Annotated in this window: 23 protein-coding genes; 15 read left to right on the forward strand and 8 right to left on the reverse strand. The window is 75.5% G+C overall.

Annotated features, from left to right (window positions below; translation table 11 throughout):
• Positions 1 to 114 precede the first annotated feature (114 nt).
• Complete coding sequence (locus ABD254_RS15495; RefSeq protein ID WP_344249387.1) at positions 115 to 519, forward strand: pyridoxamine 5'-phosphate oxidase family protein; 405 nt, start codon at positions 115 to 117, stop codon at positions 517 to 519.
• A 76-nt stretch (positions 520 to 595) separates the two neighbouring features.
• On the opposite strand, the gene ABD254_RS15500 is transcribed toward ABD254_RS15495, so the two are convergent.
• On the reverse strand, positions 596 to 823 hold the full coding sequence (locus ABD254_RS15500; protein WP_344249389.1) for an RNA-binding S4 domain-containing protein: 228 nt from the start codon (positions 821 to 823) through the stop codon (positions 596 to 598).
• Positions 824 to 911: 88 nt separating this feature from the next.
• Between ABD254_RS15500 and hisD the strand changes: the two genes are divergently transcribed.
• The gene (hisD, locus tag ABD254_RS15505; RefSeq protein ID WP_344249390.1) at positions 912 to 2,237 is read left to right on the forward strand and encodes a histidinol dehydrogenase; all 1,326 of its coding nucleotides are present in this window, start codon (positions 912 to 914) and stop codon (positions 2,235 to 2,237) included.
• Positions 2,238 to 2,351: 114 nt separating this feature from the next.
• Complete coding sequence (locus ABD254_RS15510; protein ID WP_344249392.1) at positions 2,352 to 5,642, forward strand: DEAD/DEAH box helicase; 3,291 nt, start codon at positions 2,352 to 2,354, stop codon at positions 5,640 to 5,642.
• Positions 5,643 to 5,776: 134 nt separating this feature from the next.
• Here ABD254_RS15510 and ABD254_RS15515 read toward each other — a convergent pair whose 3' ends face one another.
• Together ABD254_RS15515 and ABD254_RS15520 are read right to left on the reverse strand one after the other, a co-directional pair.
• Positions 5,777 to 8,053, reverse strand: a complete 2,277-nt coding sequence (locus ABD254_RS15515; protein ID WP_344249450.1) for a RecQ family ATP-dependent DNA helicase — start codon at positions 8,051 to 8,053, stop codon at positions 5,777 to 5,779.
• 313 nt (positions 8,054 to 8,366) lie between these two features.
• Positions 8,367 to 8,786, reverse strand: coding sequence for a hypothetical protein (locus tag ABD254_RS15520; RefSeq protein WP_344249393.1), 420 nt, complete (start codon positions 8,784 to 8,786; stop codon positions 8,367 to 8,369).
• Between the two features lie 100 nt (positions 8,787 to 8,886).
• On the opposite strand from ABD254_RS15520, the gene ABD254_RS15525 reads away from it, so the two are divergent.
• The 7 genes from ABD254_RS15525 (at position 8,887) to ABD254_RS15555 (ending at position 14,260) form a co-directional block, all read left to right on the forward strand.
• The gene (locus ABD254_RS15525) at positions 8,887 to 9,396 is read left to right on the forward strand and encodes a QcrA and Rieske domain-containing protein (RefSeq protein ID WP_344249394.1); all 510 of its coding nucleotides are present in this window, start codon (positions 8,887 to 8,889) and stop codon (positions 9,394 to 9,396) included.
• Positions 9,397 to 9,485: 89 nt separating this feature from the next.
• Positions 9,486 to 10,685 (forward strand): histidinol-phosphate transaminase, encoded by a 1,200-nt coding sequence (locus ABD254_RS15530; RefSeq protein ID WP_344249395.1) that lies wholly within the window; start codon positions 9,486 to 9,488, stop codon positions 10,683 to 10,685.
• On the forward strand, positions 10,685 to 11,311 hold the full coding sequence (gene hisB / locus ABD254_RS15535) for an imidazoleglycerol-phosphate dehydratase HisB (protein ID WP_344249397.1): 627 nt from the start codon (positions 10,685 to 10,687) through the stop codon (positions 11,309 to 11,311). Before ABD254_RS15530 ends, hisB begins: the two co-directional genes overlap by 1 nt.
• Positions 11,312 to 11,315: 4 nt before the next feature.
• Positions 11,316 to 11,870, forward strand: a complete 555-nt coding sequence (locus ABD254_RS15540; protein ID WP_344249399.1) for a hypothetical protein — start codon at positions 11,316 to 11,318, stop codon at positions 11,868 to 11,870.
• Between the two features lie 23 nt (positions 11,871 to 11,893).
• Positions 11,894 to 12,655, forward strand: coding sequence for an imidazole glycerol phosphate synthase subunit HisH (hisH, locus tag ABD254_RS15545; RefSeq protein WP_344249401.1), 762 nt, complete (start codon positions 11,894 to 11,896; stop codon positions 12,653 to 12,655).
• Positions 12,656 to 12,686: 31 nt separating this feature from the next.
• Positions 12,687 to 13,418: a bifunctional 1-(5-phosphoribosyl)-5-((5-phosphoribosylamino)methylideneamino)imidazole-4-carboxamide isomerase/phosphoribosylanthranilate isomerase PriA gene (gene priA / locus ABD254_RS15550; RefSeq protein ID WP_344249403.1), complete on the forward strand. Its 732-nt coding sequence runs from the start codon at positions 12,687 to 12,689 to the stop codon at positions 13,416 to 13,418.
• A gap of 59 nt (positions 13,419 to 13,477) precedes the next feature.
• Positions 13,478 to 14,260 (forward strand): SseB family protein, encoded by a 783-nt coding sequence (locus ABD254_RS15555; RefSeq protein ID WP_344249452.1) that lies wholly within the window; start codon positions 13,478 to 13,480, stop codon positions 14,258 to 14,260.
• 45 nt (positions 14,261 to 14,305) lie between these two features.
• Here the strand turns inward: ABD254_RS15555 and ABD254_RS15560 are convergent, their stop codons facing one another.
• The 5 genes from ABD254_RS15560 to ABD254_RS15580 all read right to left on the reverse strand — a co-directional run bounded on the left by ABD254_RS15560 (position 14,306) and on the right by ABD254_RS15580 (position 18,337).
• Positions 14,306 to 15,052 carry a S1C family serine protease gene (locus tag ABD254_RS15560; protein WP_344249405.1) on the reverse strand — a complete coding sequence of 249 codons (747 nt, stop codon included), beginning with the start codon at positions 15,050 to 15,052 and terminating at the stop codon, positions 14,306 to 14,308.
• The gene (locus ABD254_RS15565; RefSeq protein ID WP_344249406.1) at positions 15,049 to 15,735 is read right to left on the reverse strand and encodes a hypothetical protein; all 687 of its coding nucleotides are present in this window, start codon (positions 15,733 to 15,735) and stop codon (positions 15,049 to 15,051) included. Before ABD254_RS15565 ends, ABD254_RS15560 begins: the two co-directional genes overlap by 4 nt.
• Positions 15,736 to 15,746: 11 nt before the next feature.
• Complete coding sequence (locus ABD254_RS15570) at positions 15,747 to 16,181, reverse strand: DUF1844 domain-containing protein (protein ID WP_425553819.1); 435 nt, start codon at positions 16,179 to 16,181, stop codon at positions 15,747 to 15,749.
• 127 nt (positions 16,182 to 16,308) lie between these two features.
• A complete protein-coding gene (locus ABD254_RS15575; protein WP_344249410.1) occupies positions 16,309 to 17,826 on the reverse strand; it encodes a catalase in 1,518 nt (505 codons plus the stop codon).
• A gap of 37 nt (positions 17,827 to 17,863) precedes the next feature.
• Positions 17,864 to 18,337 carry a Fur family transcriptional regulator gene (locus ABD254_RS15580; protein WP_425553820.1) on the reverse strand — a complete coding sequence of 158 codons (474 nt, stop codon included), beginning with the start codon at positions 18,335 to 18,337 and terminating at the stop codon, positions 17,864 to 17,866.
• A 328-nt stretch (positions 18,338 to 18,665) separates the two neighbouring features.
• Between ABD254_RS15580 and infC the strand changes: the two genes are divergently transcribed.
• From infC to thpR, 5 genes are all read left to right on the forward strand, one after another.
• The gene (gene infC, locus ABD254_RS15585; protein ID WP_344249412.1) at positions 18,666 to 19,748 is read left to right on the forward strand and encodes a translation initiation factor IF-3; all 1,083 of its coding nucleotides are present in this window, start codon (positions 18,666 to 18,668) and stop codon (positions 19,746 to 19,748) included.
• 117 nt (positions 19,749 to 19,865) lie between these two features.
• On the forward strand, positions 19,866 to 20,060 hold the full coding sequence (gene rpmI, locus ABD254_RS15590) for a 50S ribosomal protein L35 (RefSeq protein WP_344249414.1): 195 nt from the start codon (positions 19,866 to 19,868) through the stop codon (positions 20,058 to 20,060).
• A gap of 64 nt (positions 20,061 to 20,124) precedes the next feature.
• Positions 20,125 to 20,508 carry a 50S ribosomal protein L20 gene (rplT, locus tag ABD254_RS15595; protein ID WP_344249416.1) on the forward strand — a complete coding sequence of 128 codons (384 nt, stop codon included), beginning with the start codon at positions 20,125 to 20,127 and terminating at the stop codon, positions 20,506 to 20,508.
• Between the two features lie 45 nt (positions 20,509 to 20,553).
• Positions 20,554 to 21,468, forward strand: a complete 915-nt coding sequence (locus ABD254_RS15600) for a TrmH family RNA methyltransferase (protein WP_344249418.1) — start codon at positions 20,554 to 20,556, stop codon at positions 21,466 to 21,468.
• Between the two features lie 194 nt (positions 21,469 to 21,662).
• Positions 21,663 to 22,316, forward strand: a complete 654-nt coding sequence (gene thpR, locus ABD254_RS15605) for an RNA 2',3'-cyclic phosphodiesterase (protein WP_344249420.1) — start codon at positions 21,663 to 21,665, stop codon at positions 22,314 to 22,316.
• Positions 22,317 to 22,484: the final 168 nt, after the last annotated feature.

The following is a 22,484-nucleotide window of genomic DNA, read 5'->3' on the forward strand; positions in this document are numbered from 1 at the left end:
TTCCGTCGGTCGGGTCTGCTCGGCGCGGTCGCCGCTCGGCGCGGTCACCCGCTGGGCGCGTTCCGGTTCCGGCTCCGGTCGGTCCGCCCCTGCGGGACGCGTAGGCTCGCCCGCGTGATCCGACTCAACCCCGAGCAGCTCGTGTTCGTCACGGAGCGGCACCTGGCGACGCTCACCACCCTGCGCGCGGACGGCTCGCCGCACGTGGTGCCGGTCGCGTTCACGTGGGACCCCGACGCCGGCGTGCTGCGGATCACCACCAAGCGGACGTCGGTCAAGGCCGCCAACGCCGCCCGGCCGGCCGCGGACGGCGGGTCACCGCGCGCCGCGGTGTGCCAGGTGGACGGCGGTCGCTGGCTCACGCTGGAGGGCACGATCGAGGTGGTCGACGACCCGGACGAGGTCGCCGACGCCGTCGGGCGGTACGCGCGCCGCTACCGGCAGCTCGAGCACGACCCCGCGCGCGTGGTCCTGCGCCTCAGCCCGGACAAGGTCATGGCGAGCGCCTACATGGCCTGACGCGTCGTGGGCGCGAAGCAACGCCGCCCTCGCCGAGCGACGAGGTCATGGCGAGCGCCGGCGACGACGGTGCGGCTCAGGCGACGACGGCGGACTCCTCGCCGTCCGGCGTGCTCACCGTCACCCGGTCGCCGCGCAGCAGCTGTCGGCCCCGGCGCGTCTCGGGCTCGCCGTTGACCGCGACCTCGCCGTCGGCGACGAGGTCGCGCGCGTGGTTGCCGGATTCGGCGAGCCCCGCGAGCTTGAGGAACTGGCCCAGGCGGATCATGTCGTCGCTGATGGGGACCTCGATCGGGGAGCTCATGCGCCCATTGTCGCCTGCCGACCCGCGGCGGGCGTCCACCGGGCGGCGCTCCTGCCGCGCCCGGGATCGACCCGCCTAGACTGGCCGGGTGATCCGACGCATCGACCTCCGCGGGCGCGCGCTGTCCCGCACCGAGCTGCTCGGGGTGCTGCCGCGCCCCGAGATCGGGGTGGACGAGGCCACCCGGTCCGTCACCCCGATCCTCGCCGACGTCCGCGCCCGGGGCGCGGCCGCGCTGCGGGACCTGTCCGAGCGTTTCGACGGCGTGCGCCCGGAACATCTGCGCGTCCCCGCGGCCGCGCTGACCGACGCGCTGGCCGGCCTGGACCCGGTCGTCCGCGCAGGACTCGAGGAGGCGATCCGCCGCGTCCGGGCCGTGCACGCGGCGCAGACGCCGCAGGAGCACGCGACGACGCTCGGCGAGGGCGCCGTCGTGCGCCAGCGCTGGATCCCGGTGCAGCGGGTCGGCCTGTACGTCCCCGGCGGGCGGGCGGTCTACCCCTCGTCGGTGATCATGAACGTCGTCGCGGCGCAGGAGGCCGGCGTGCCAGGCCTCGCCGTCGCGTCGCCGCCGCAGAAGGACAACGGGGGCCTTCCGCACCCGACGATCCTCGCGGCGTGCGCCCTGCTCGGCGTGGACGAGGTCTACGGGGTCGGCGGGGCGCAGGCGGTCGGGATGTTCGCCTACGGCGTCGCGGGCAGCGAGCCGCAGGACGGCGCGGTGCTGTGCGAGCCGGTCGACGTCGTGACCGGGCCCGGCAACGTGTATGTCGCGGCCGCCAAGCGGCTGGTGCGCGGCGTGGTCGGCATCGACGCGGAGGCGGGACCGACGGAGATCGCGGTGCTCGCGGACGAGACCGCGGACCCGGGGCACGTCGCCCTCGACCTCATCAGCCAGGCCGAGCACGACCCGATGGCGGCCTCGGTGCTCGTCACCCCCGCGGTGGAGCTCGCCGGTGCGGTCGAGGCCCGCCTCAGCGACCTGGCGGGCGCGACGAAGCACTCCGCGCGCGTGCTGCAGGCGCTCGGCGGCCCGCAGTCGGCGGTCGTGCTCGTGGACGACCTCGAGCACGGGCTCGCGGTCGTCGACGCGTACGGCGCGGAGCACCTGGAGATCCAGGCGGAGGGCGCGTCCGAGCTGGCCGACCGGGTGCGCTCCGCGGGCGCGATCTTCGTGGGCCCGTGGTCGCCGGTCTCCCTGGGGGACTACATGGCGGGGTCGAACCACGTGCTGCCCACCGGCGGGTCCGCGCACTTCTCGAGCGGGCTCGGGGTGCACGCCTTCCTGAGGTCGGTGCAGGTGATCGAGTACACGCGCGACGCCCTCGAGGAGGTCGCCGAGCGGATCGTCGCCGTCGCGGACGACGAGGACCTGCCCGCGCACGGCGAGGCGGTCCGCGGCCGGTTCCGGTAGCCGCCGGCCAGCGGTAGCCCGGGGGCCGCGCGACCCGGGATCGAGCGCCGGCCGTGGGAATAGTGTGCCAAGCGGGTCGCGCCGCATGTCGGGCCGCGTGCGAGCATGTACCCCGTGCCCGCCGCCCCGCCCCGCCTCGACCCGATCGCGATCGGGGACGTCGTGGGCGCCGCGGCGTTCCGCCGCGCGCAGGGCTACCAGCGCGCGGGCATGGTCGCCTCCTGGCGCTGGGACGCCGACGCGCTCGTCCTCAGCGCGCGGGTCACTGGCAGCGAGCCCCAGCCGTACGGGTGCCGCATCTGGTTCGACGTCGACGACGGGCGCTACGTCTTCGACGCCTCGACCTGCACCTGCCCGGTGCGGGCGGAGTGCAAGCACGTCGCCGCCGTCCTGCTGCACGTCCGGGAGGACGGCCGGCAGGGCCCCGAGGGCGGGGCCGGCCCGGACGAGGGGTGGCGGGGCCGGCTCGGCTCCGTGACGCGCGGCGGCGCCGGTGGGGCTGCGGGTCGCGGCGCGGGCGGTGTCCTACGGGTCGCGCTGCGGTTCCGCCTCGACGGCGCGTTCGGCGACCAGCCGCCCGGGCTGTCGGTCCGCCCCGTGGTCCCGGCACGGGACGACGGCTGGCGCGTCGCGTCGGAGGCGAGCTGGGAGGCCCTCGCCACGGGCCTGTACGCGTTCGCCGACGTGCGCGCCACGCCCGCGCCCGAGGTCCGTCGCTGGTTCGCCGACCTGGGCGCCGCCCTGGGCGGGAGCGGGGGGTACGGCCGGAGCCGGCAGGCCTGGCGCCCGCTGGCCGCCGGCGGCCGCGGGGTGTGGTCGCTGCTGGCCGCGGCCGCCGACCTCGACGTGCCGCTCGTCGGGCACGGCGCCCGCGACGAGGTGCACCTGGCGCGGTCGGCCGAGCCGCGGCTCGAGGTCGGCGCCACGGACGACGGCGTGCGGCTGTCGCCGGTCGTCGCGTTCGACGGCGCCGACGCCGACCGGTCGGCGCAGCTCGGGTGCGTCGGCGACACCGGCCTGTATGCCGTCGAGACGCCCGGCCGGCGGACCGTGCTGCGGCTCGGGCCGGCGCCGCGGCGGCTGGGCGACGTGACACGCGACCTGGTCGAGGTCGGGGCCGTCGACGTACCGTCGGCGGACGTCGACGAGCTGTACGCCGAGCACCTGCCGATCCTGCGGCGCGCGACGCACGTCGTCTCGGACGGGAGCGTCGTGCTGCCTGAGCCACCGCGGCCCGTCCTCGTCGCCCGCGCGGCCTTCGCCGCCCCGGACGACGCCGAGCTGACCTGGATCTTCGAGTACCCGAGCACCGCGGGCGCGCCGCGCGCCGTCCCGCTCGACGGCGCGCCGTCCGACCTCCTGCGCGACGCGCGCGCCGAGGCCGAGATCCGCGAGAAGGCGCAGGCGACCGTGCGGGGCGTGCCCGGGTTCGAGCGCTTCGAGCTGGGCGCGTCGCGACGGTTCACGGGCCTGGACGCGCTCGACCTCGCGCACGGGGTGCTCCCGGCGCTCGCCGCCGCGGGCGACGTCCGGGTCGACGCCGACCACGTGCCGGACTACCTGCACCTCGACGCGGCGCCGCGGGTGGTGGTCTCGGGCGCGCCGTCGGGCGGCTCCGACTGGCTCGACCTCGGGATCACCGTGACCGTCGCGGGCAAGGAGCTGCCCTTCACGCGCCTGTTCACCGCCCTCGCGCGCGGCGACTCGAGGCTCCTGCTCGTCGACGGGTCGTGGCTGCGGCTCGACCAGCCGGTGCTGGGTCGCCTGCGCGACCTCATCGCCGAGGCCACCGCCCTGAGCGACCGGCCGGGCACCGCTCGGGTGAGCGCCTACGACACCCACCTGTGGGGCGAGCTCGAGGACGTCGCGGACGTGGTCGAGGCGTCGGACGAGTGGCGGCGCCGTGCCGCTGCGCTCGCCGCTCTCGCCTCGGGGCGGGAGCTCCCCGCGCCGCTCGCGGTGCCCTCCGGGGTCCGGGCGACGCTGCGGGACTACCAGCGCCAGGGTTTCGAGTGGCTGGCCTTCCTGTGGGGGCACGGGCTGGGCGGGATCCTCGCCGACGACATGGGCCTCGGCAAGACCCTCGAGACCCTGATGTTCCTCGCGCACGCCCGCGAGGCGGCGCCGGGCGCCCCACCGTTCCTCGTCGTCGCGCCCGCGTCCGTGGTGGGCAACTGGACCGACGAGGCCGCCCGGTTCACGCCGGGCCTGCGGGTCGTGACGATGCCGGCCACGGCGCGCAAGCTCGGCACGAGCCTGCCGGAGCTCGTCGCGGGGGCCGACGTGCTCGTCACCTCCTACGCCGTGTTCCGGCTCGACTTCGACGCGTTCTCCGCGCTCGGCTGGAGCGGCCTGGTGCTCGACGAGGCGCAGACCGCCAAGAACCCGCGCACCCGCGCGAACGAGACGGCGCGCCTGCTGCGCGCACCGTTCAAGCTCGCGATCACCGGGACGCCGCTGGAGAACAACCTCATGGAGCTGTGGGCGATGCTCGCGATCGTCGCCCCGGGGCTGTACCCGTCGATGCACCGGTTCCGCGCGGAGACGGCCCGCCTCGTCGACGCCGCCGGAAAGGACGACGACCCGCAGGTCGTCGCCGCCGGGAACCGCGCGCTCGCTCGGCTCCGGCGCCGCATCCGCACGCTCATGCTCCGGCGGACCAAGGAGCAGGTCGCCCCCGAGCTGCCCGAACGGCAGGAGCGCGTGCTCCGGGTGCCGCTGGCGCCCGACCACCGCAAGGTCTACGACACGCACCTGCAGCGCGAGCGCCAGCGGCTGCTCGGGCTGCTGGAGGACTTCGACGCCAACCGGGTGGCGGTGTTCCGCGCGCTGACCACGCTACGGCGCCTCGCCCTCGACGCCTCGCTCGTCGACGACGCTTATGCGCGCGTGCCGTCCGCCAAGCTCGACGTCCTCATGGACCAGCTGGTCGAGATCGCGGCCGAGGGCCACCGCGCACTGGTGTTCTCCCAGTTCACGTCGTTCCTCGGCCGGGTCCGCGAGCGGTGCACCGGGGCCGGGCTGGACGCGGCCTACCTCGACGGCGCCACGCGTCGGCGCGGCGACGTGATCCGGTCCTTCACGGAGGGCGAAGCGCCGGTCTTCCTCATCAGCCTCAAGGCGGGCGGCGTCGGGCTCAACCTCACCGAGGCGGACTACGTCTTCCTGCTCGACCCGTGGTGGAACCCCGCCGCGGAGGCGCAGGCCATCGACCGCACGCACCGCATCGGCCAGACGCGCTCCGTCGTGGTGACCCGCCTGGTGGCGGCGGACACCGTCGAGGAGAAGGTCATGGCGCTCGCCCGGCGCAAGGCCCGGCTCTTCGACGCCGTCATGGACGACGCGGGCGGGACCTTCGCCCGCACCCTCGCCGCCGGCGACGTGCGCGGGCTGCTCGGGTCGTAGGCGTCGCCCGGCCGCGCCGCCCGGCAGCGCCGCCCGCCCTCGGCCGCCCCGCCCGGCCGCGCCGTCCGGCTGCGCCGCTTGCCGGGCCGGGGCGGCGCCGGCGGGTCAGCCTCGACGCCCCAGCCCCGGGCGCGTCAGCGCACGCCCAGCACGAACGGGTGGACCGCGGCCGCGCCGGCCTCGCGCAGCAGCCGGGTGGCGACGGTCAAGGTCCAGCCCGACTCTGTCCAGTCGTCCACGAGCAGCACGCGACGGCCGGCGAGGCCCGCCAGCGCCTGCTCGCCCAGCTCGAGACGCAGCCGCTTCGCCACCCCGGCGAGGCGCATCGCGGAGTTCACGTCGTGGCGGCCGGGCGCCTCCGCACCGGCGGCCGGCCCGACCGCGCCGACCAGCGGCACGCCGAGGTACGCGGCCAGGCCGGAGGCGAGGTGATACGTCAGCTGAGGGCGGGTGGCCGAGCGCACGGCCACGACCCCTTCGACGAGGAGTCGTCGCTCGCCGGCGTCGCCCTCGGTGCCTGCTGAACCGGCTGGACCGCCGTCGGATGCGGCGTGGATCGCGTCCCAGTCGTCCAGCACGCGCGCGGCCGCGTGGCGCAGCGGTACCGGGACCTCGCCGTCGGGCGTCTGGGCCGCGAAGAGGTCGCGCAGGGGCGCGGACCAGCCGAGTCCGTCGAGGCGCGCGACCGCACGCCCCGCCTCGGCCTGCTCCGCCGGGGAGATGCGGCCCTTGAGGTCCAGGCCGAGCGTCGCCAGGCCTGACGGCCACATCTTGCGGGGCTCGACCTCGACCCCGGGGCGGTCCATGTCGGCGCGCGCCGCGGCGATCGTCTCGGCGTCCGGGGGCGGCGGCAGGGTGACGCCGTCGCACCGGTCGCACCGGCCGCACCGCCATCCGTCGGGCAGCTCGGGGTCGTCGAGCTGGGCGCGCAGGAACGCCATCCGGCAGCCGTCCGACGCGACGTAGTCGAGCATGGCCTGCTGTTCGGCGTCACGGGTGGCCGCGACCCGCGCGTAGCGCTCGGCGTCATAGGCCCACTCGCGCCCCGTGGCGACCCAGCCGCCCTGCACCCGGCGGGCCGCGCCGTCGACGTCCAGCACCTTGAGCATGGTCTCCAGGCGCGACCGCTTGAGGTCGACGACTGTCTCGAGGGCGGCCGTCGACATCGGCGCGCCCGCCTCGCCCAGGGCGGCGAGCGTGGCCCGTACCTGCGGCTCCGCGGGGAAGGCCTGTGCCCCGAACCAGTCCCAGATCGCCCGGTCCTCGTGGCCGGGCAGCAGCACGACGACCGCGTCGTCGACGCCGCGCCCGGCGCGGCCCACCTGCTGGTAGTAGGCGATGGGCGACGACGGCGCCCCCAGGTGCACGACGAACGCGAGGTCGGGCTTGTCGAACCCCATGCCCAACGCGGACGTGGCGACCAGCGCCTTGACGCGGTTCTCCTTGAGGTCGGTCTCGAGCTGCTCGCGCTCCGTGGGGTCGGTGCGGCCGGTGTACGCGGCGACGGCGAGGCCGTCGGCGCGCAGCTGCTCGGCAACCTGCTCCGCGGCCGAGACGGTGAGGCAGTAGACGATCCCGGACCCCTCGACGTCCTGCAGCGCCTCGACGAGCCAGGCCACGCGGGTGGGCTGGTCGCCCAGCTCCAGCACGGCGAGGTGCAACGACTCGCGGTCCAGGCCGCCGCGCAGCACGAGCACGTCGCCGGCCTCCCGACCTCCCGCCGCGCCCTCGTCGTTGCCGCCGTTGCCACCCTCGGCGTCGCCGTGGATCGCCATCTGCTCCGCGACGTCGGCCGTCACGCGGGCGTTGGCCGTGGCCGTCGTCGCGAGGACGGGGATGCCCGGCGGCAGGTCGGCGAGCAGGGTGCGGATGCGCCGGTAGTCCGGCCGGAAGTCGTGACCCCAGTCGGAGATGCAGTGCGCCTCGTCGATCACGACGAGGCCGGCGTCTGCGGCGAGGCGGGGGAGCACCTCGTCGCGGAAGCCGGGGTTGTTGAGCCGTTCCGGCGAGCACAGCAGCACGTCGACCTCGCCCGCGGCGATGGAGGCGTGCACCGCGTCCCACTCCGTGACGTTGGCGGAGTTGATGGTGACGGCGCGGATCCCGGCGCGCGCGGCCGCCGCGATCTGGTCGCGCATGAGGGCCAGCAGCGGCGAGACGATCACCGTCGGGCCCGCGCCGCGGGCGCGCAGCAGGCTCGTGGCGACGAAGTACACCGCCGACTTGCCCCACCCCGTGCGCTGCACGACGAGCGCCCGGCGGCGGAAGGCGACCAGCGCCTCGATGGCCCGCCACTGGTCCTCCCGCAGCGCGGCGTCGTCGCGGCCGACGAGCGCGCGCAGCGCCTCCTCCGCCTGCTCGCGGAGCGTGCCGCCGCCCTCGCCGGCGCTGTCGAGCAGGCCGCGGAGCATCGCGAGCTTGGCCCGCCGGGTCGCGTCGTCGGCCCCGCCCGGCGTGCTCGGCGTGCTCGTCGTGCTCGTCTTGGCATCCGGGCCCGCCGAACCCTTCGGGCGCGCGGCCGGCGCGGCTCCGCGCGCCGTGCCTGCGGGTGGCGCTGCGTCGTCGGGGCCGGGCACGACGTCGTCCGGGGGCGGGACGTCGTCGTCCGTCGGCGCGAATACGAGGTCGGCGTACGGGTCGTCGGGGTGACTCACACCTGCGATCGTAGGGGCCGGGTCCGACCCCCGTGCCATCGCCGTCCACAGCCGGCCGCGCGGCGGGAGCTCAGCGCAGGTTCTCCCGCAGCAGCGCGGCCGCGGACGCGACGACCGCGACGATCTCGGAACCGGCCGCGATCAGCTCGTTCGTGCCGGCGAACGACTCGGACACGCCGTAGAACCCCACCGTCGTGGACAGGACGAACGCGAGCAGGGTCAGCGCGCCGAACCCGATGCCCCCGACGAGCGGCAGCCAGTGCCGCCACACGACGAGCAGGACGGCGAGCACGACGCCCGCCACCGCGTTGAGCAGGAACAACGGGCCGACGACGGCGATGGTGTCGTACCCGTCGACGTACAGCAGCACGTGCACCACCGCGGAGACCAGGACGCCGAGCGCGGCGACCCACCGCCACCCCCGGGCGACCGGTGGCCGGGACCGCGCGTCACCGCCTGCGGGTGGCACGGGTGCGGGTGAGTCGCCCATGATGGACATGCTGCCACTCCTCGGGTCACCCGGCACGACCGGTCCGGCACCGCTGACCTGCACGACCGGCCCGCCCGGGGACCGACCACCGGAGGACCGCATGCCCGAACAGCTCGCCGCCCCGGAACGGACCGCCCCCGTCGGTACGGGTCCCGGCGTCCACCAACCTTGTCCCGGGTGCGGCACGACCCGGCGTCAGCTGCTGCGTGGCGCGGGGGTCGCCGCGGGCGCCGTGGTGGGGGTCGGCGTCGTCGCGGCGTGCGGCGAGGAGAGCCCCGACCCGGGGGACGCCGCCGAGTCGGCCGGCGAGGCCGGCTCGGGCACCGTCGTCGTGGCGCTCGCGGACGTGCCCGTGGGCGGGTCGGTGGCCGCGACGGTCGGCGGCCAGGACGTCCTCGTGACGCAGCCCGCCGAGGGGGAGGTGCACGCGTTCAGCGCGATCTGCACCCACGAGGGCTGCGCGGTGAAGCCGGGGGATGGGGAGCTCCTGTGCCCCTGCCACCAGTCGCGGTACGCGCTCGAGGACGCGGCCGTGCTCGGCGGGCCGGCGCCCGAGCCGCTCGCCCCGATCGAGGTGACGGTCTCCGGGGGCGACGTCGTGCTCGCCTGAGGACGAGGTCCGGACCGCGAGCACCTGGTGTCCGTCCCGTGCGACGGACGCCACGCCAGGGGGCCCCGGCGGTTCCGTAGACTGGTGACGTGTCCTTCCCGCCCCCCGTCTCCGCGCCCCCGCGGTCCGTCGGCGACGCCCGGCTGCCGCTGCGCCCCGAGCTCGCCGACGAGGTGCCGTATGGCGCCCCGCAGCTCGACGTGCCGGTGCTCCTGAACGTCAACGAGAACCCGCACGCGCCGTCGGAGGCGGTCGTCGCCACCATCGCCCGCGAGGTCGCCGCGGCCGCGCGCGGCCTCCACCGGTACCCCGACCGCGACTTCACCGCGCTGCGCGAGGACCTCGCGGCCTACCTGGGGCGCGAGTCCGGGGTGCGCCTGGCCGCGGAGCAGGTCTGGGCCGCGAACGGCTCGAACGAGGTCATGCTCCACCTGCTGCAGGCCTTCGGCGGCCCGGGCCGCACCGCGGTCTCGTTCGCCCCGACCTACTCGATGTACCCCGAGTACGCGCGGGACACGCACACGCGATGGGTCACCGGCCGACGTGCCGAGGACTTCACGCTCGACGTCGAGGTCGCGGTCGCGACGATCGAGCGCGAGCGCCCGTCCGTGGTCCTGCTGGCCAGCCCGAACAACCCGACCGGCACCGCGCTGCCCCTCGCGATGGTCGAGGCCGTCCTCGAGGCCGCGGCCCGCGTCGAGGTCGCCGACGCCCCCGAGGCCGGCGGGCGCCGGGCCGGCGCGGTCGTCGTCGTCGACGAGGCCTACGCGGAGTTCCGGCGGCCGGGGACGCCCTCGGCCCTGGAGCTGCTCGCGGACCACCCGAACCTCGCGGTCTCGCGCACGATGTCGAAGGCGTTCGCCGCGGCCGGGCTGCGGCTGGGCTACCTCGCGGGGTCGAAGCCCCTGGTCGACGCGCTGCGCGTCGTGCGGCTGCCGTACCACCTGTCGGCGGTGACCCAGGCGGCGGCCCGGGGCGCGCTCGCCCACCACGACGAGCTCCTCGCCCAGGTGCAGTCGCTCCGCGCCGAGCGCGACGCCCTGGTGGCGTGGCTGCGCGCCCAGACCTCTCGCGGAGCCGGGCTGCGGGTGGCCGACTCCGACGCGAACTTCGTGCTGTTCGGCACGTTCGACGACCGGCACGCCGTGTGGCAGGGCCTGCTCGACCGCGGCGTGCTGATCCGCGAGACCGGGCCCGAGGGGTGGCTGCGGGTCTCCGTCGGCACCCCGGACGAGACCGCGGCGTTCCGCGACGCCCTGACCGACGTGCTCACCGAGCTGGAGGACTGATGCAGCAGCAGGACGCGCCGACCCACGAGCACAGGACAGCGCGGGTCGAGCGGACGACGAGCGAGTCGAGCGTCGTCGTCGAGCTCGACCTCGACGGCACCGGGCGCACGGACGTCTCGACCACCGTGCCGTTCTACGACCACATGCTCACGGCGCTGGGCAAGCACTCGCTGGTCGACCTCACCGTCAAGGCGACGGGCGACACGCACATCGACGCCCACCACACGGTCGAGGACGTCGCGATCGTGCTCGGCGAGGCGCTGCGGATCGCGCTCGGCGACAAGCAGGGCATCTCCCGCTTCGGCGACGCCACCGTCCCGCTGGACGAGGCGCTGGCGCTCGCCGTCGTCGACGTGTCCGGCCGGCCGTACCTGGTCCACGAGGGCGAGCCCGCCGGCCAGGAGTACCACCTCATCGGCGGGCACTTCACGGGGTCGCTCACGCGCCACGTGCTCGAGTCGGTCGCCCACCACGCCGGCATCTGCCTGCACGTGCGGGTCCTCGCGGGCCGCGACCCGCACCACATCGTCGAGGCCCAGTTCAAGGCGCTCGCGCGCGCGCTGCGCGCCGCCGTCGCCCGCGACCCCCGCGTCGAGGGCGTCCCGTCCACGAAGGGTGCGCTGTAGCCGCATGACCGACCCCGATCTCCCCGAGCCGACACCCGGGCAGCGCCCCGGCGACTCGTCCGACCCGCTGCCCGAGGGCCTCGAGATCCCCGACGACCTCTGGTCGCTGACCGGCGCGCGCAAGGACCCCGAGCTGGCCGTGCTCATCACCCAGATCGCGGGCGCCGAGCCGCTCGCCGCCGCTTGCGCGCTGGCCGAGCTCGACGTCGACGCCGCGCCCACGCCGGTCGGCGCGCTGGCGATCCTGCGCGACACGAGCGACGACGCACCCGACCGGGCGGCGACCGCGATCTCGAAGCTCGTCGCCGGCGTCCCGCTGGTCCTCGTCACCCGGTGGGGCGAGCAGCTCACCTGCGTGCGGTACCAGGACGGCGCCGCCGAGGGCGAGCTGCCGCCGGGCCTGGTGCTCGGCGGCGCCCCCGAGGCGCTCGAGGACCTGCTCACCGGCCAGCTGCAGGCCTCCGACCTGCCGGGCGTCGTCGCGTCGTCGGGCATCGGCCGGCTGAAGGCCGTGCGCATGCTCTCCGGGGCGGCGCGCAAGGCCCGCAAGCGCCAGTGACCCCGCCCCCTTCGGAGGACGCGATGACCGAGACCCAGGCCCCTGACCTCCCGGCCCTGCTGCCGGACGGCGGCGCGGCCGCGGAGCTGAACCCCCGCACCCGGACCACGGGCCCGGGCCGGCCGCAGGTCGTGGTGCTCGACTACGGCTTCGGGAACGTGCGCTCCGCCGTCCGGGCGCTCGAGCGGGTCGGCGCCGCCGTCGAGCTGACCGCCGACGTGCGCCGGGCGGGCGACGCCGCGGGCCTGGTCGTGCCCGGCGTCGGCGCCTTCGCCGCCTGCATGGAGGGCCTGCGGGCCGTCGGCGGCGACCGGGTCGTCGACCGGCGGCTCGCCGGCCAGCGTCCGGTGCTCGGCATCTGCGTGGGCATGCAGGTCATGTTCGACGCGGGCGTCGAGCACGGCGAACGGGCCGAGGGCCTGGGCGAGTGGGCCGGCGTCGTCGAACGGCTCGACGCCCCCGTCGTGCCGCACATGGGCTGGTCCCCGGTCGAGGTGCCCGCCGGCTCCCGGCTGTTCGCCGGCGTCGAGCACGAGCGCTTCTACTTCGTGCACTCCTACGCGGCCCAGGAGTTCACCCAGGGCCACGACGCCGCCGCCGACCCGCGCTACCGGCCGCCGCTGGTCACCTGGGCGCGTCACGGCGCCACGGCGGAGCACCCGACCGGCGGGGCGCGGTTCGTCGCCGCCGTCGAGAACGGGCCGCTGTCCGCCACCCAGTTCCACCCCGAGAAGTCCGGCGACGCCGGCGCGACCCTGCTGGAGAACTGGGTCCGCTCGCTCTGACCGCCACCACACCGATCTGGAGTACATGCACATGACCGACCGCCTCGTCCTGCTGCCCGCCGTCGACGTCGCAGGCGGCCAGGCCGTCCGCCTCGTGCAGGGGGAGGCCGGCTCGGAGACGTCGTACGGCGACCCGCTCGCCGCCGCCCTGGACTGGCAGCGCGGCGGCGCGGAGTGGGTGCACCTGGTCGACCTGGACGCGGCGTTCGGCCGGGGCTCCAACGCGGAGCTCCTGGCCCGGGTCGTCGCGGAGGTCGACGTGCAGGTCGAGCTCTCGGGCGGGATCCGCGACGACGCCTCCCTCGACGCGGCGCTCGCGACCGGCGCCCGCCGGGTGAACATCGGCACCGCCGCGCTCGAGGACCCGGAGTGGACGGCGTCGGTGATCGACCGCTACGGCGACGCCGTCGCCGTCGGGCTGGACGTGCGCGGCACCACCCTGGCGGCCCGCGGCTGGACGAAGGAGGGCGGCGACCTGTGGGAGGTGCTCGCCCGCCTCGACGAGGCCGGCTGCGCGCGGTACGTCGTCACCGACGTCACCAAGGACGGCACGCTGCGCGGCCCCAACGTGGAGCTGCTGCGCGATGTCGCCTCGCGCACGCCCGCGAAGGTCGTCGCCTCGGGCGGGATCTCGTCGCTGGCCGACCTCGAGGCGCTGCGGGCCCTCGTCCCCGACGGCGTGGAGGGCGCGGTCGTGGGCAAGGCGTTGTACGCCGGGGCGTTCACGCTGCCCGAGGCGCTCGACGTGGCGGGCCGGCCGTGAGCGTCGACGACGGCGGGACGCCGGGCGCCGGCGACCAGGGGCAGGGGCTCCCGGGCCACCTGCGCTCCATCCAGCCGACGTCGCAGTTCGCCGGTGACGACGGCTCGGCCGACGCCGAGCTGGCCCGCCTCCTGGGCGAGCACGCCGCGGGCCGCGCGCCGCTGGCGGACGTCGTGGCCCGGCTGGCGCAGACGCGGGTGCTGGTGCCGGTCCTCGCCGAGGCCACCGTCTCCGAGGTCGTCTCCACGGGCGGCAAGGAGCTCCATGCGGACAAGGAGGCGGCGGCCGGCGTCGTCGCGGTCGAGACACCCGACGGGCGCCGCGCTCTGCCCGTCTTCACGTCCGTCGACGCCATGCGGGCCTGGCGTGCGGACGCGCGTCCGGTCCCGGTGGAGGCGCCCCGTGCCGCGCTGTCCGCGGTGAGCGAGGACTGGTCGCTGCTCGTCGTCGACCCCGCCGGGCCTGTCACCGTGCACGTGCCGCGCCCCGCGGTCTGGGCGCTGGCGCAGGGCAACCCGTGGCGCCCCGCACTCGTCCCCGCGGGCGCCGCCGGGCCGCGGAGCAGCTCGGGCGCGGGGCAAGATTCCGGCCCGGGCGTCGTCGTCGATGCGGAGGTGGCCGCCGCCGTGGCGGACGCCGCCGCGCCGGTGCAGCACGTCGTGCGCGCCCACGCGGAGCCGGGTCGTCGTGCCGAGGTGGCGGTCGTGCTCGCGCTCGACCCGGGCCTGGACCGGGCCGGCCTCGACCGGGTGCTCGGCCAGGTCAACGCGCGGCTCGGTGCGTCGACGGTGATCTCCGAGCGGGTCGACTCCCTCGAGCTGCGGGTGGGCGCGGCGCGCTGAGCCGGCGCGTCGTCGCCGCGCTGGCGCCGTCCCTCGCCCCTCGGGTCAGGGGCAGGGCGGCAGCGCGCTGAAGGCGTCCGCGTCGGACAGCACGTCCAGCACGGTCGAGCGCGGCACGAGCAGGGAGTGGCCGTCGGCCGTCTTGGCGTAGACGACGCCGATGACCCGCCCGTCGGCGTCGATCGCGGCCGACCCCGACGAGCCCGGCTCGACCGGGGCGTCCGTGATCAGCACGTCGCCGAGGTTCTCGTGCAGCGGGTCCGTCGTGGAGCCGATGACCTCGCCCGCGGTGATCGTCAGCTCACCGCCCTCCGGGTACCCGACGACGTCGACGACGTCGCCGGGTCGGGGGTCGGCGTCGGCGAGCTCCGGGAAGCTGGGCAGCGGGTCCTCGGTGCGGACGACGGCAAGGTCGGCGAGGCCCGCCGTGCTGGCCGCGGTCACCTCGATGTCGCGGCCGTCGTAGGTGCTCACCTGCAGCGACTCCGAGCCCGCGACGACGTGCCGGTTCGTGATCAGCGTGTGCTCGTCGACGGCGAACCCCGAGCCGGTCGACAGGCCGTCGCACCCCACGTTGCGGATGCGCACCGCCATGCGCTGGACGGCGTCGAAACCGTCGGGGGAGAGCTGGCCGTCCGCGGCGGCCGGGGGCGACGCGAACGGGGCGGCCCGGGTCGGCACGACGTCGCTCGGCACCGGGTCGGGGAGCGCGGGCAGCACCCCGCACGACGAGAGCAGCAGGGCCAGGGCGCCGGCGGCCGCGGCCCGGGCAGGCCGGAGGGGACCGGTCACGGCGCCTGGCCCTGCACCAGCTCGCGCTCGAGCTGGTCGTGGGCGCGGTCGGCCTGCCGGCAGAGCGCGGCGACGTCGGTGGCGAACCGGTCGAGGTCCTTCGGGTCGTACGCGTCGCGGTCCTCGAGGTACCCGATGAGCTGCGACTGCGCCTGGATGCACTCGTCCATGGCGGACGCGACCGCGCCGGCCGCCTCGCTCACCTGGGTCTGGTAGTCGAGGTACTGCTGGGAGGTGACGTTCTCGTCCCCGAGCTGCGCCTTCTCGTTGGCGAGGTCGCTGATGCGCGCGGTGGCGGTGGCCAGCTGCTCGCGGGAGGCCACCAGCTCGGCGCCCGTGGCCTCGAGCTCGGCCTGCAGCGTGGCGACCCGGTCCGCGTAGCCCCGGGCCTCGGACTCCCACCCGGCACTGTCCGCCTGCCACCGCACGGTCGTCAGCCACAGGTAGCCCCCCAGCCCCAGCGCCGCGACGAGCAGGACCGCGAGCACGAGCACCGCGGGCCGGCGCCCGGGCCGCCCTGCCGCCGCGTGTCCGGTCGCCGCGGGACCGGTCGTCGCGGGACCGGTCGTCGCGTGCCCGGCCGTCGCGTGCCCGGCAGTCGCGGGTCCGCCCGTCGCGCGTCCCCCCGGCGTCCGGGCGGGCTGCTGCGGCGGCCATGCAGGCGGCTGCTGGGGTGCGGACATGGCGGGAGGGATCAGACCACGGAGCCGGTGTACTTCTCGCCGGGGCCCTCGCCGGGGGCGTCCGGGACCACGGACGCCTCGCGGAACGCGAGCTGGAGGGACTTCAGGCCGTCGCGCAGCGAGCGCGCGTGCTGGTTCCCGACGTCCGGGGCGCTCGCGGTGACGAGGGCGGCGAGCGCAGTGATGAGCTTGCGGGCCTCGTCGAGGTCGAGGTGGTCGGCCGCGTCCGCGTCCTCGGCCAGCCCGCACTTCACCGCGGCGGCGCTCATGAGGTGGACGGCGGCGGTGGTGATGACCTCGACGGCGGCGACGTCGGCGATGTCGCGCGTGGCCTCGTTGACGCCGTCGCCGGGGGAGCCGGCCGCGGTCGCGTGGTCGGGCGCCTGTTCGGGCGCCTGGTCGGGTGCGGTCGGGGTGGCGGGGATGCTGCTGCTCATGGGCTCCATCTTCGCACCGCGCGGGGCGGGCGGAGAGCAGCCGAGGCCGGGTCGCGGGGACCCGGCCTCGGCTGCACCGTGCCGCCGCGCCCGCCGGACGGGCGGGCGCGACGACGCGGGGCGTGCGGTGTGTCGGTCAGATGCCGACGGGCTCGACGTCGGGGCCGGTGCCCTCGGCGACCGGCGTCGGGACGTGGCCGGCGGAGACCTCCGAGCGGAGCTTCGCGCCGAGCTCGGCGTCGACGTTCGTCCAGTAGGCGAAGAAGCGCTCCCGGATCTCGTCGATCGTGATCGCGAGGCCCTGCCCCGTGAGGGTCTCGAGGAAGCGCGCCTTGGCGGCGTCGTCGAAGACCTCGCGGTACAGCGTGCCTGCCTGGCCGAAGTCGTCGTCCTCGGAGTGCAGGGTCTGCGCCGAGCGCATCAGCTCGCCGTCGGACTCCCAGGCCGACTCGACGCCGCGCAGCGGGTCGGCCACGGGGCCGCCGGCCTCGCCGAACGAGTTCGGCGTGTAGACGCGGTGCTCCGGGCCGTTGAAGTGGTACTGCATGTTGCCCTGGTGCATGTAGTTCGCGACAGGGGCGGCGTGCGGCTGGTTGACCGGCAGCTGGTTGAAGTTGGTGCCGATGCGGTGGCGCTGCGCGTCCGGGTAGGAGAAGACACGGGCCATGAGCATCTTGTCCGGCGAGATGCCGGTGCCCGGCACCTGGTTGCCCGGCGAGAACGCTGCCTGCTCGATCTCGGCGAAGAAGTTGCGCGGGTTGCGGTTCAGCGTGAACGTCCCGACCTTGATGCGCGGGTAGTCCTTCTTCGACCAGGTCTTCGTCATGTCGAACGGGTTGAAGCGGTAGGTCTTCGCGTCCTCGTACGGCATGACCTGCACGTAGACGTCCCACGAGGGGAACTCGCCGCGGTCGATCGCCTCGTACAGGTCGCGGCGGTAGTAGTCCGCGTCCTGGCCGGCGATGCGCTCGGCGTCCTCGGGCGACATGTGCTCCACGCCCTGGTTCGACAGGAAGTGGTACTGCACCCAGAAGCGCTCGCCCTCGGCGTTGACCCACTGGTACGTGTGCGAGCCGTAGCCGTTGAGGTGTCGCCACGACTTCGACAGGCCGCGGTCGCCCATCACGTAGGTGACCTGGTGGGCGGACTCCGGGGACAGGGTCCAGAAGTCCCACTGCATGTCGGCGTCGCGCAGGCCGGAGGCGCCGAGGCGCTTCTGCGAGTGGATGAAGTCCGGGAACTTCATCGCGTCGCGCAGGAAGAAGGTCGGCGTGTTGTTGCCGACGATGTCGAGGTTGCCCTCGGTGGTGTAGAAGCGCAGGGAGAAGCCCCGCACGTCGCGCCAGGTGTCGGGGGAGCCCTGCTCGCCGGCGACGGAGGAGAAGCGCAGCAGGGTCTCGCTCGTGGCGCCCTTCTGGAAGACGGCGGCGCGGGTGTACTGCGACACGTCCTCGGTGACGACGAGCTCGCCGAAGGCGCCGCCGCCCTTGGCGTGCGGGTTGCGCTCGGGCACGCGCTCGCGGTTGAACGACGCGAGCTTCTCGACCAGGTACCGGTCGTGCAGGACGGTGGGCCCGTCCGCACCCACGGTCAGCGAGTGCGCGTCGCTCGCGACCGGGGTGCCGGTCTGGGTCGTGGTGAACGGAGTCGTCATGTGACGTCCTTTCCTCGGGGGGTTCGGCAGGCAGGGATCAGCGCGCCGGGGCGGGGCCGGTCGCGCATGCGGGGCACAGGCCCCAGAAGGTGACCTCGGCGAGGTCGAGCGTGAAGCCGTGCGTGTCGCCCGGCATCAGGCACGGGGCCTCGCCGACGACGCAGTCGACGTCGGCGACGGCGCCGCACCCGCGGCACACCACGTGGTGGTGGTTGTCGCCGACGCGCCGCTCGTACCGGGCGGGGTGCCCGGCGGGCTCCATGCGGCGCAGCAGCCCGGCGCCCGTGAGCGCGTGCAGGCAGTCGTAGACGGCCTGCACCGACACGGAGCCGAGGTCGTCGCGCACTGTGCGCACGACGTCGTCCGCGGTCGAGTGCTCGTGACCGTCGAGGGCACGCAGGACGGCGAGCCGCACGCCGGTGACGCGCAGACCCGCGTCGCGCAGCAGGTGCTCGCCGGCCGCAGCCTGCGGGGCACCGGGCGCCGCCGGTACGACGTGGTTCGAGGTCACGACCTGGACGTTAACCCCTTTTCTGGAATGATTCCAGTCACGGCGCCGGGTCGTCGCGAGATGTTCACCAGCGGCCACGGGGGTTCACCGGGGTGACGCACGCGACGCGGTCCGGGCTGGCGGGGCGGGCAGGTTCGCGTGCTAGTCTGGATCGCTGACCGACCCGGGGCCTCGCTTGGTCCCGGGTGCATCAAGTGGATTCCATCCCACCCGAGCACCGACCGTACGCCTCCGGGCGTCGACAGGGGCCGGGTCCGGTCGGACGGCTCGCCCCGGCGCGTCGTCCCACCCCGGTCGTCCGGGCGTTCGCGCCCGGCGTCGGTGACCGATGGACTCCACCTGTGCTCAGGGCGGAGGCCTTCTTCCGTTCTCGGCGGTCTACCGACGAGTTCCTAGGAGCATCACCATCAGCGAGCCTCGCATCAACGACCGGATCCGCGTCCCTGAGGTCCGGCTCATCGGCCCGGGCGGGGAGCAGGTCGGCGTGGTTGCCACGGCGGTCGCCCTGAAGCTTGCCCAGGACGCCGACCTCGACCTCGTCGAGGTCGCACCGGACGCCCGCCCGCCCGTCGCCAAGCTCATGGACTTCGGCAAGTTCAAGTACGAGTCGGACATGAAGGCGCGCGAGGCGCGGCGCAACCAGGCGAACACGGTTCTCAAGGAGATCCGGTTCCGCCTGAAGATCGACCCGCACGACTACGGCACCAAGAAGGGCCACGTCGAGCGCTTCCTCTCCGCGGGCGACAAGGTCAAGGTCATGATCATGTTCCGCGGTCGCGAGCAGTCCCGTCCCGAGATGGGCGTGCGCCTGCTGCAGCGGCTCGCGGAGGACGTCGCCGAGCTCGGCTTCGTCGAGTCGATGCCGAAGCAGGACGGCCGCAACATGACCATGGTCCTCGGGCCGGTCAAGAAGAAGGCCGACGCCAAGGTCGAGCAGCGCAAGCGCTCCGCCGAGGTCAACGCCCAGCGCAAGACCAAGTCCGAGGTCAAGGCCGAGGCGCGCGCCCAGTCGCACGACGGGTCGCCGGCCGCGACCGAGGTCGAGGACGACGCTCCCGTGACGGACGCCGCCCCGGCGCCGGTGGAGACGCCCGCCGTCCCGGAGCCGGCGCCCGTGGAGACTGCTGCGCCGGCCGAGAAGGCAGCGCCCGTCGAGAAGGCAGCGCCCGTCGAGAAGGCAGCGCCCGTCGAGAAGGCTGCGCCGGCCGAGAAGGCCCCGGCGGCCGAGAAGCCGGAACAGAAGCCTGCTGCCGCGGCCAAGCCCGCGACCGCCGCGCCGGCCAAGCCGGCTGCTGCGGCCAAGCCGGCCGCGAAGCCCGCGGCGGCGAAGCCGGCAGCTGCGGCCAAGCCCGCGGCCCCCCGGCCGGCGGCGCCACGTCCCCCCAAGCCCAGCCCCCGCGCGGGTCGCTGAGGGGTCGCGGAGCAGACCACCGCACCGACCATCTGGCACCGGGCCGCTCGCCGGCCCCGGTCCGCACACGTCCCCGCCCACCCGGGCGGGTGACCGACACGAGGAGAGACGGCAGTCATGCCGAAGAACAAGACGCACTCCGGCGCCAAGAAGCGCTTCCGGGTCACCGGCAGCGGGAAGGTCATGCGCGAGCAGGCCAACCGTCGCCACCTGTTCGAGCACAAGCCGACCAAGCGCACCCGCCGCCTCGCGATGGACCAGCAGGTCTCGCAGGCCGACGTCAAGAAGATCAAGAAGCTGCTCGGCAAGTGACCCCTTCGGCGGCCTCTCAGGCTGCCGGGAGCACTTCCGGACCCGACACTGCAAGGAGCATCACGTGGCACGCGTGAAGCGGGCGGTCAACGCCCACAAGAAGCGCCGTACGACCCTCGAGCGCGCCAGCGGCTACCGCGGCCAGCGTTCGCGCCTGTACCGGAAGGCGAAGGAGCAGGTCACCCACTCCCTCGTCTACTCGTACCGCGACCGCAAGGCGAAGAAGGGCGACTTCCGCAAGCTGTGGATCCAGCGCATCAACGCTGCGGCCCGCGCCCAGGGACTGACCTACAACCGCCTCATCCAGGGTCTGAAGGCCGCCGAGGTGGTGGTCGACCGTCGCATGCTCGCCGAGCTCGCGGTCAACGACGTGGCGGCGTTCAACGCGCTCGTCCAGGTCGCCAAGGACGCCCTGCCGGCCGACGTGAACGCGCCGAAGGCCGCCTGAGCCACCCGCTCAGCACCCGGACGCCCGGACACCCCTGACCTGCCGATGCCCCGCATCCCCGACGTGACGCTCGCCAACGTGCGAGCGGACCGGGTCAAGCAGGTCAGGGCGCTGTCCGGGCGTCCTGCGCGTTCCCGGTACGGCCAGTTCCTCGTGGAGGGACCGCAGGGCGTGCGCGAGGCCGTGCGCCACGCGCCCGGCGACGTCCGGGACGTCTACCTCACCCCCGCGGCCGCGGAGCGGTACGACGAGATCGTCGCCGCCGCGCAGGACGCCGGGCTGTTCGTGCACCTCGGCACGCCGGAGGTGCTCGCCGCCATGAGCGCCGACGCCCAGGGCGTCCTCGCCGTCGTGCGGACCCCGCAGCCGGGGGTCGGGCTCGTCGAGACCCTCCGTGGTCTGGGTGGTTCCTCGCGCCCCCTCCTGGTCGCCGTGCTGGCCAACGTGCGCGACCCCGGGAACGCCGGCACCGTGATCCGCGCGTCCGACGCCGCCGGGGCCGACCTCGTCGTCCTCGCGGGCGAGAGCGTGGATCTGCACAACCCCAAGGTGGTCCGCTCGACCGCCGGCTCGCTCTTCCACCTGCCGGTCGTGGCGGAGGCTTCGCTGGCCGACGCCGCGGGCGCCCTGCGCGTCGCCGGCGCCACCGTCCTCGCCGCCGACGGCTCTGGCGACCACGACCTCGACGACCTGCTCGACGTCGCCGGCGGGAAGGCGTCGGTCGCCCTTCGACCGGCTCAGGATCCGCGTGCCGGGACCGCGGTCCCCGACCTCGCCGCCTCCACGGCCTGGGTCTTCGGGAACGAGGCCTGGGGCCTGCCCGAGGCCGACCGCGCGCTCGCCGACGCCGTCGTGCGCGTGCCCATCCGCGGCCGCGCGGAGTCGCTCAACCTCGCGACCGCCGCCACCGTGTGCTTGTACGCGAGCAGCCGCGCCCAGCGCGAGGTTCGCGCCGGCTGACTCCGCGCGGGCGGCCGCGCGCAGCGCGCTGACGGTCAGGTGGCGGACCCGCCGCCAAACCCGCCGCGACCGCCCCGGACACCGGCGACGAAGCAACGTTCGTGACAGCAGGGACAGCGACCCTCCTCGGTCCGGTCGGGCACGACACGTGTCCGTGGATGACGACGGGCACGCCGCGTGGCAGCATCCGGAACGTGCGACTGTTCACGGCCGTGTACCCCTCCGCGGAGGCGTCCGCCCACCTCGACCTGGCCCTCGGCGGCGTGGTCGGGAGCGCCCTCGACGACCCGGGGCGCGGGCTGCGCTGGGTACCGGCCGAGCAGCGGCACGTCACGCTGCTCTTCCACGGCGACGTTCCCGACGGCGCGGTGCCCGGCTACGTGGACGGGCTCGCCGCGGCCCTGCGCGACGCCGACGCGTTCGACCTCGCGCTCGCGGGCAGCGGGTCGTTCGGCGGGCGCACCCTCTGGGTCGGCCTGAGCGGCGCCGTAGACCCGCTGCGCGGCCTCGCGGGCCTCGCCGAGGAGTCCGCCGCCGACGCCGGCCTGCCGGCCGCCGACCGGGCCGCCGGGCGACCGCACCTCACGGTCGCGCGGGCCACCCTCCGCGCCGCCTCCGAGAGGCGGCGCGTCGACGGCGCGCGGGGCGGGACGCGCCGCCCCCGCGGAGGCCAGGAGGAACCGTCGCCGCTCGCGTCGTGGGCCCGGGCGCTCGCCGTCTACCGCGGTCCGGCGTGGCACGTGGACGCCGTGCACGTCGTGTCGTCCGAGCTGGGCGCCGGGCGGTCCGGGGGGCCGAAGCACGAGGACGTCGCCGTCCTGCCCCTGGCGCCGGCGACGTCGTCCTGACGACCCGTCCGGCGCAGCCCCTGGGGCACCATGGACCGCATGACGCGTCACGACCGCCGATGGAGCCGGCCCGCCACGGGCCGGACGGTGGACGCCGCCCCCGCGCGCTGATCGCGAGGACACGCCGACGCCGACCTGACCGGCCCGGGCGGGCACATAAACTGGCCC

This window comes from Isoptericola hypogeus, assembly GCF_039531145.1.
GTDB classification, from domain to species: Bacteria; Actinomycetota; Actinomycetes; order Actinomycetales; family Cellulomonadaceae; genus Isoptericola; species Isoptericola hypogeus.

Coding starts and splice junctions, on each gene's coding strand:
- ABD254_RS15500 (WP_344249389.1), bottom strand. CDS start 823: ATGAGCTCCCCGATCGAGGTCCCCATCAGCGACGACATGATCCGCCTG.
- ABD254_RS15515 (WP_344249450.1), bottom strand. CDS start 8,053: ATGCTCCGCGGCCTGCTCGACAGCGCCGGCGAGGGCGGCGGCACGCTC.
- ABD254_RS15520 (WP_344249393.1), bottom strand. CDS start 8,786: ATGGGCGACTCACCCGCACCCGTGCCACCCGCAGGCGGTGACGCGCGG.
- ABD254_RS15525 (WP_344249394.1), top strand. CDS start 8,887: ATGCCCGAACAGCTCGCCGCCCCGGAACGGACCGCCCCCGTCGGTACG.
- hisB (WP_344249397.1), top strand. CDS start 10,685: ATGCAGCAGCAGGACGCGCCGACCCACGAGCACAGGACAGCGCGGGTC.
- ABD254_RS15540 (WP_344249399.1), top strand. CDS start 11,316: ATGACCGACCCCGATCTCCCCGAGCCGACACCCGGGCAGCGCCCCGGC.
- hisH (WP_344249401.1), top strand. CDS start 11,894: ATGACCGAGACCCAGGCCCCTGACCTCCCGGCCCTGCTGCCGGACGGC.
- priA (WP_344249403.1), top strand. CDS start 12,687: ATGACCGACCGCCTCGTCCTGCTGCCCGCCGTCGACGTCGCAGGCGGC.
- ABD254_RS15565 (WP_344249406.1), bottom strand. CDS start 15,735: ATGTCCGCACCCCAGCAGCCGCCTGCATGGCCGCCGCAGCAGCCCGCC.
- ABD254_RS15570 (WP_425553819.1), bottom strand. CDS start 16,181: ATGGAGCCCATGAGCAGCAGCATCCCCGCCACCCCGACCGCACCCGAC.
- ABD254_RS15575 (WP_344249410.1), bottom strand. CDS start 17,826: ATGACGACTCCGTTCACCACGACCCAGACCGGCACCCCGGTCGCGAGC.
- infC (WP_344249412.1), top strand. CDS start 18,666: ATGGACTCCACCTGTGCTCAGGGCGGAGGCCTTCTTCCGTTCTCGGCG.
- rpmI (WP_344249414.1), top strand. CDS start 19,866: ATGCCGAAGAACAAGACGCACTCCGGCGCCAAGAAGCGCTTCCGGGTC.
- ABD254_RS15600 (WP_344249418.1), top strand. CDS start 20,554: ATGCCCCGCATCCCCGACGTGACGCTCGCCAACGTGCGAGCGGACCGG.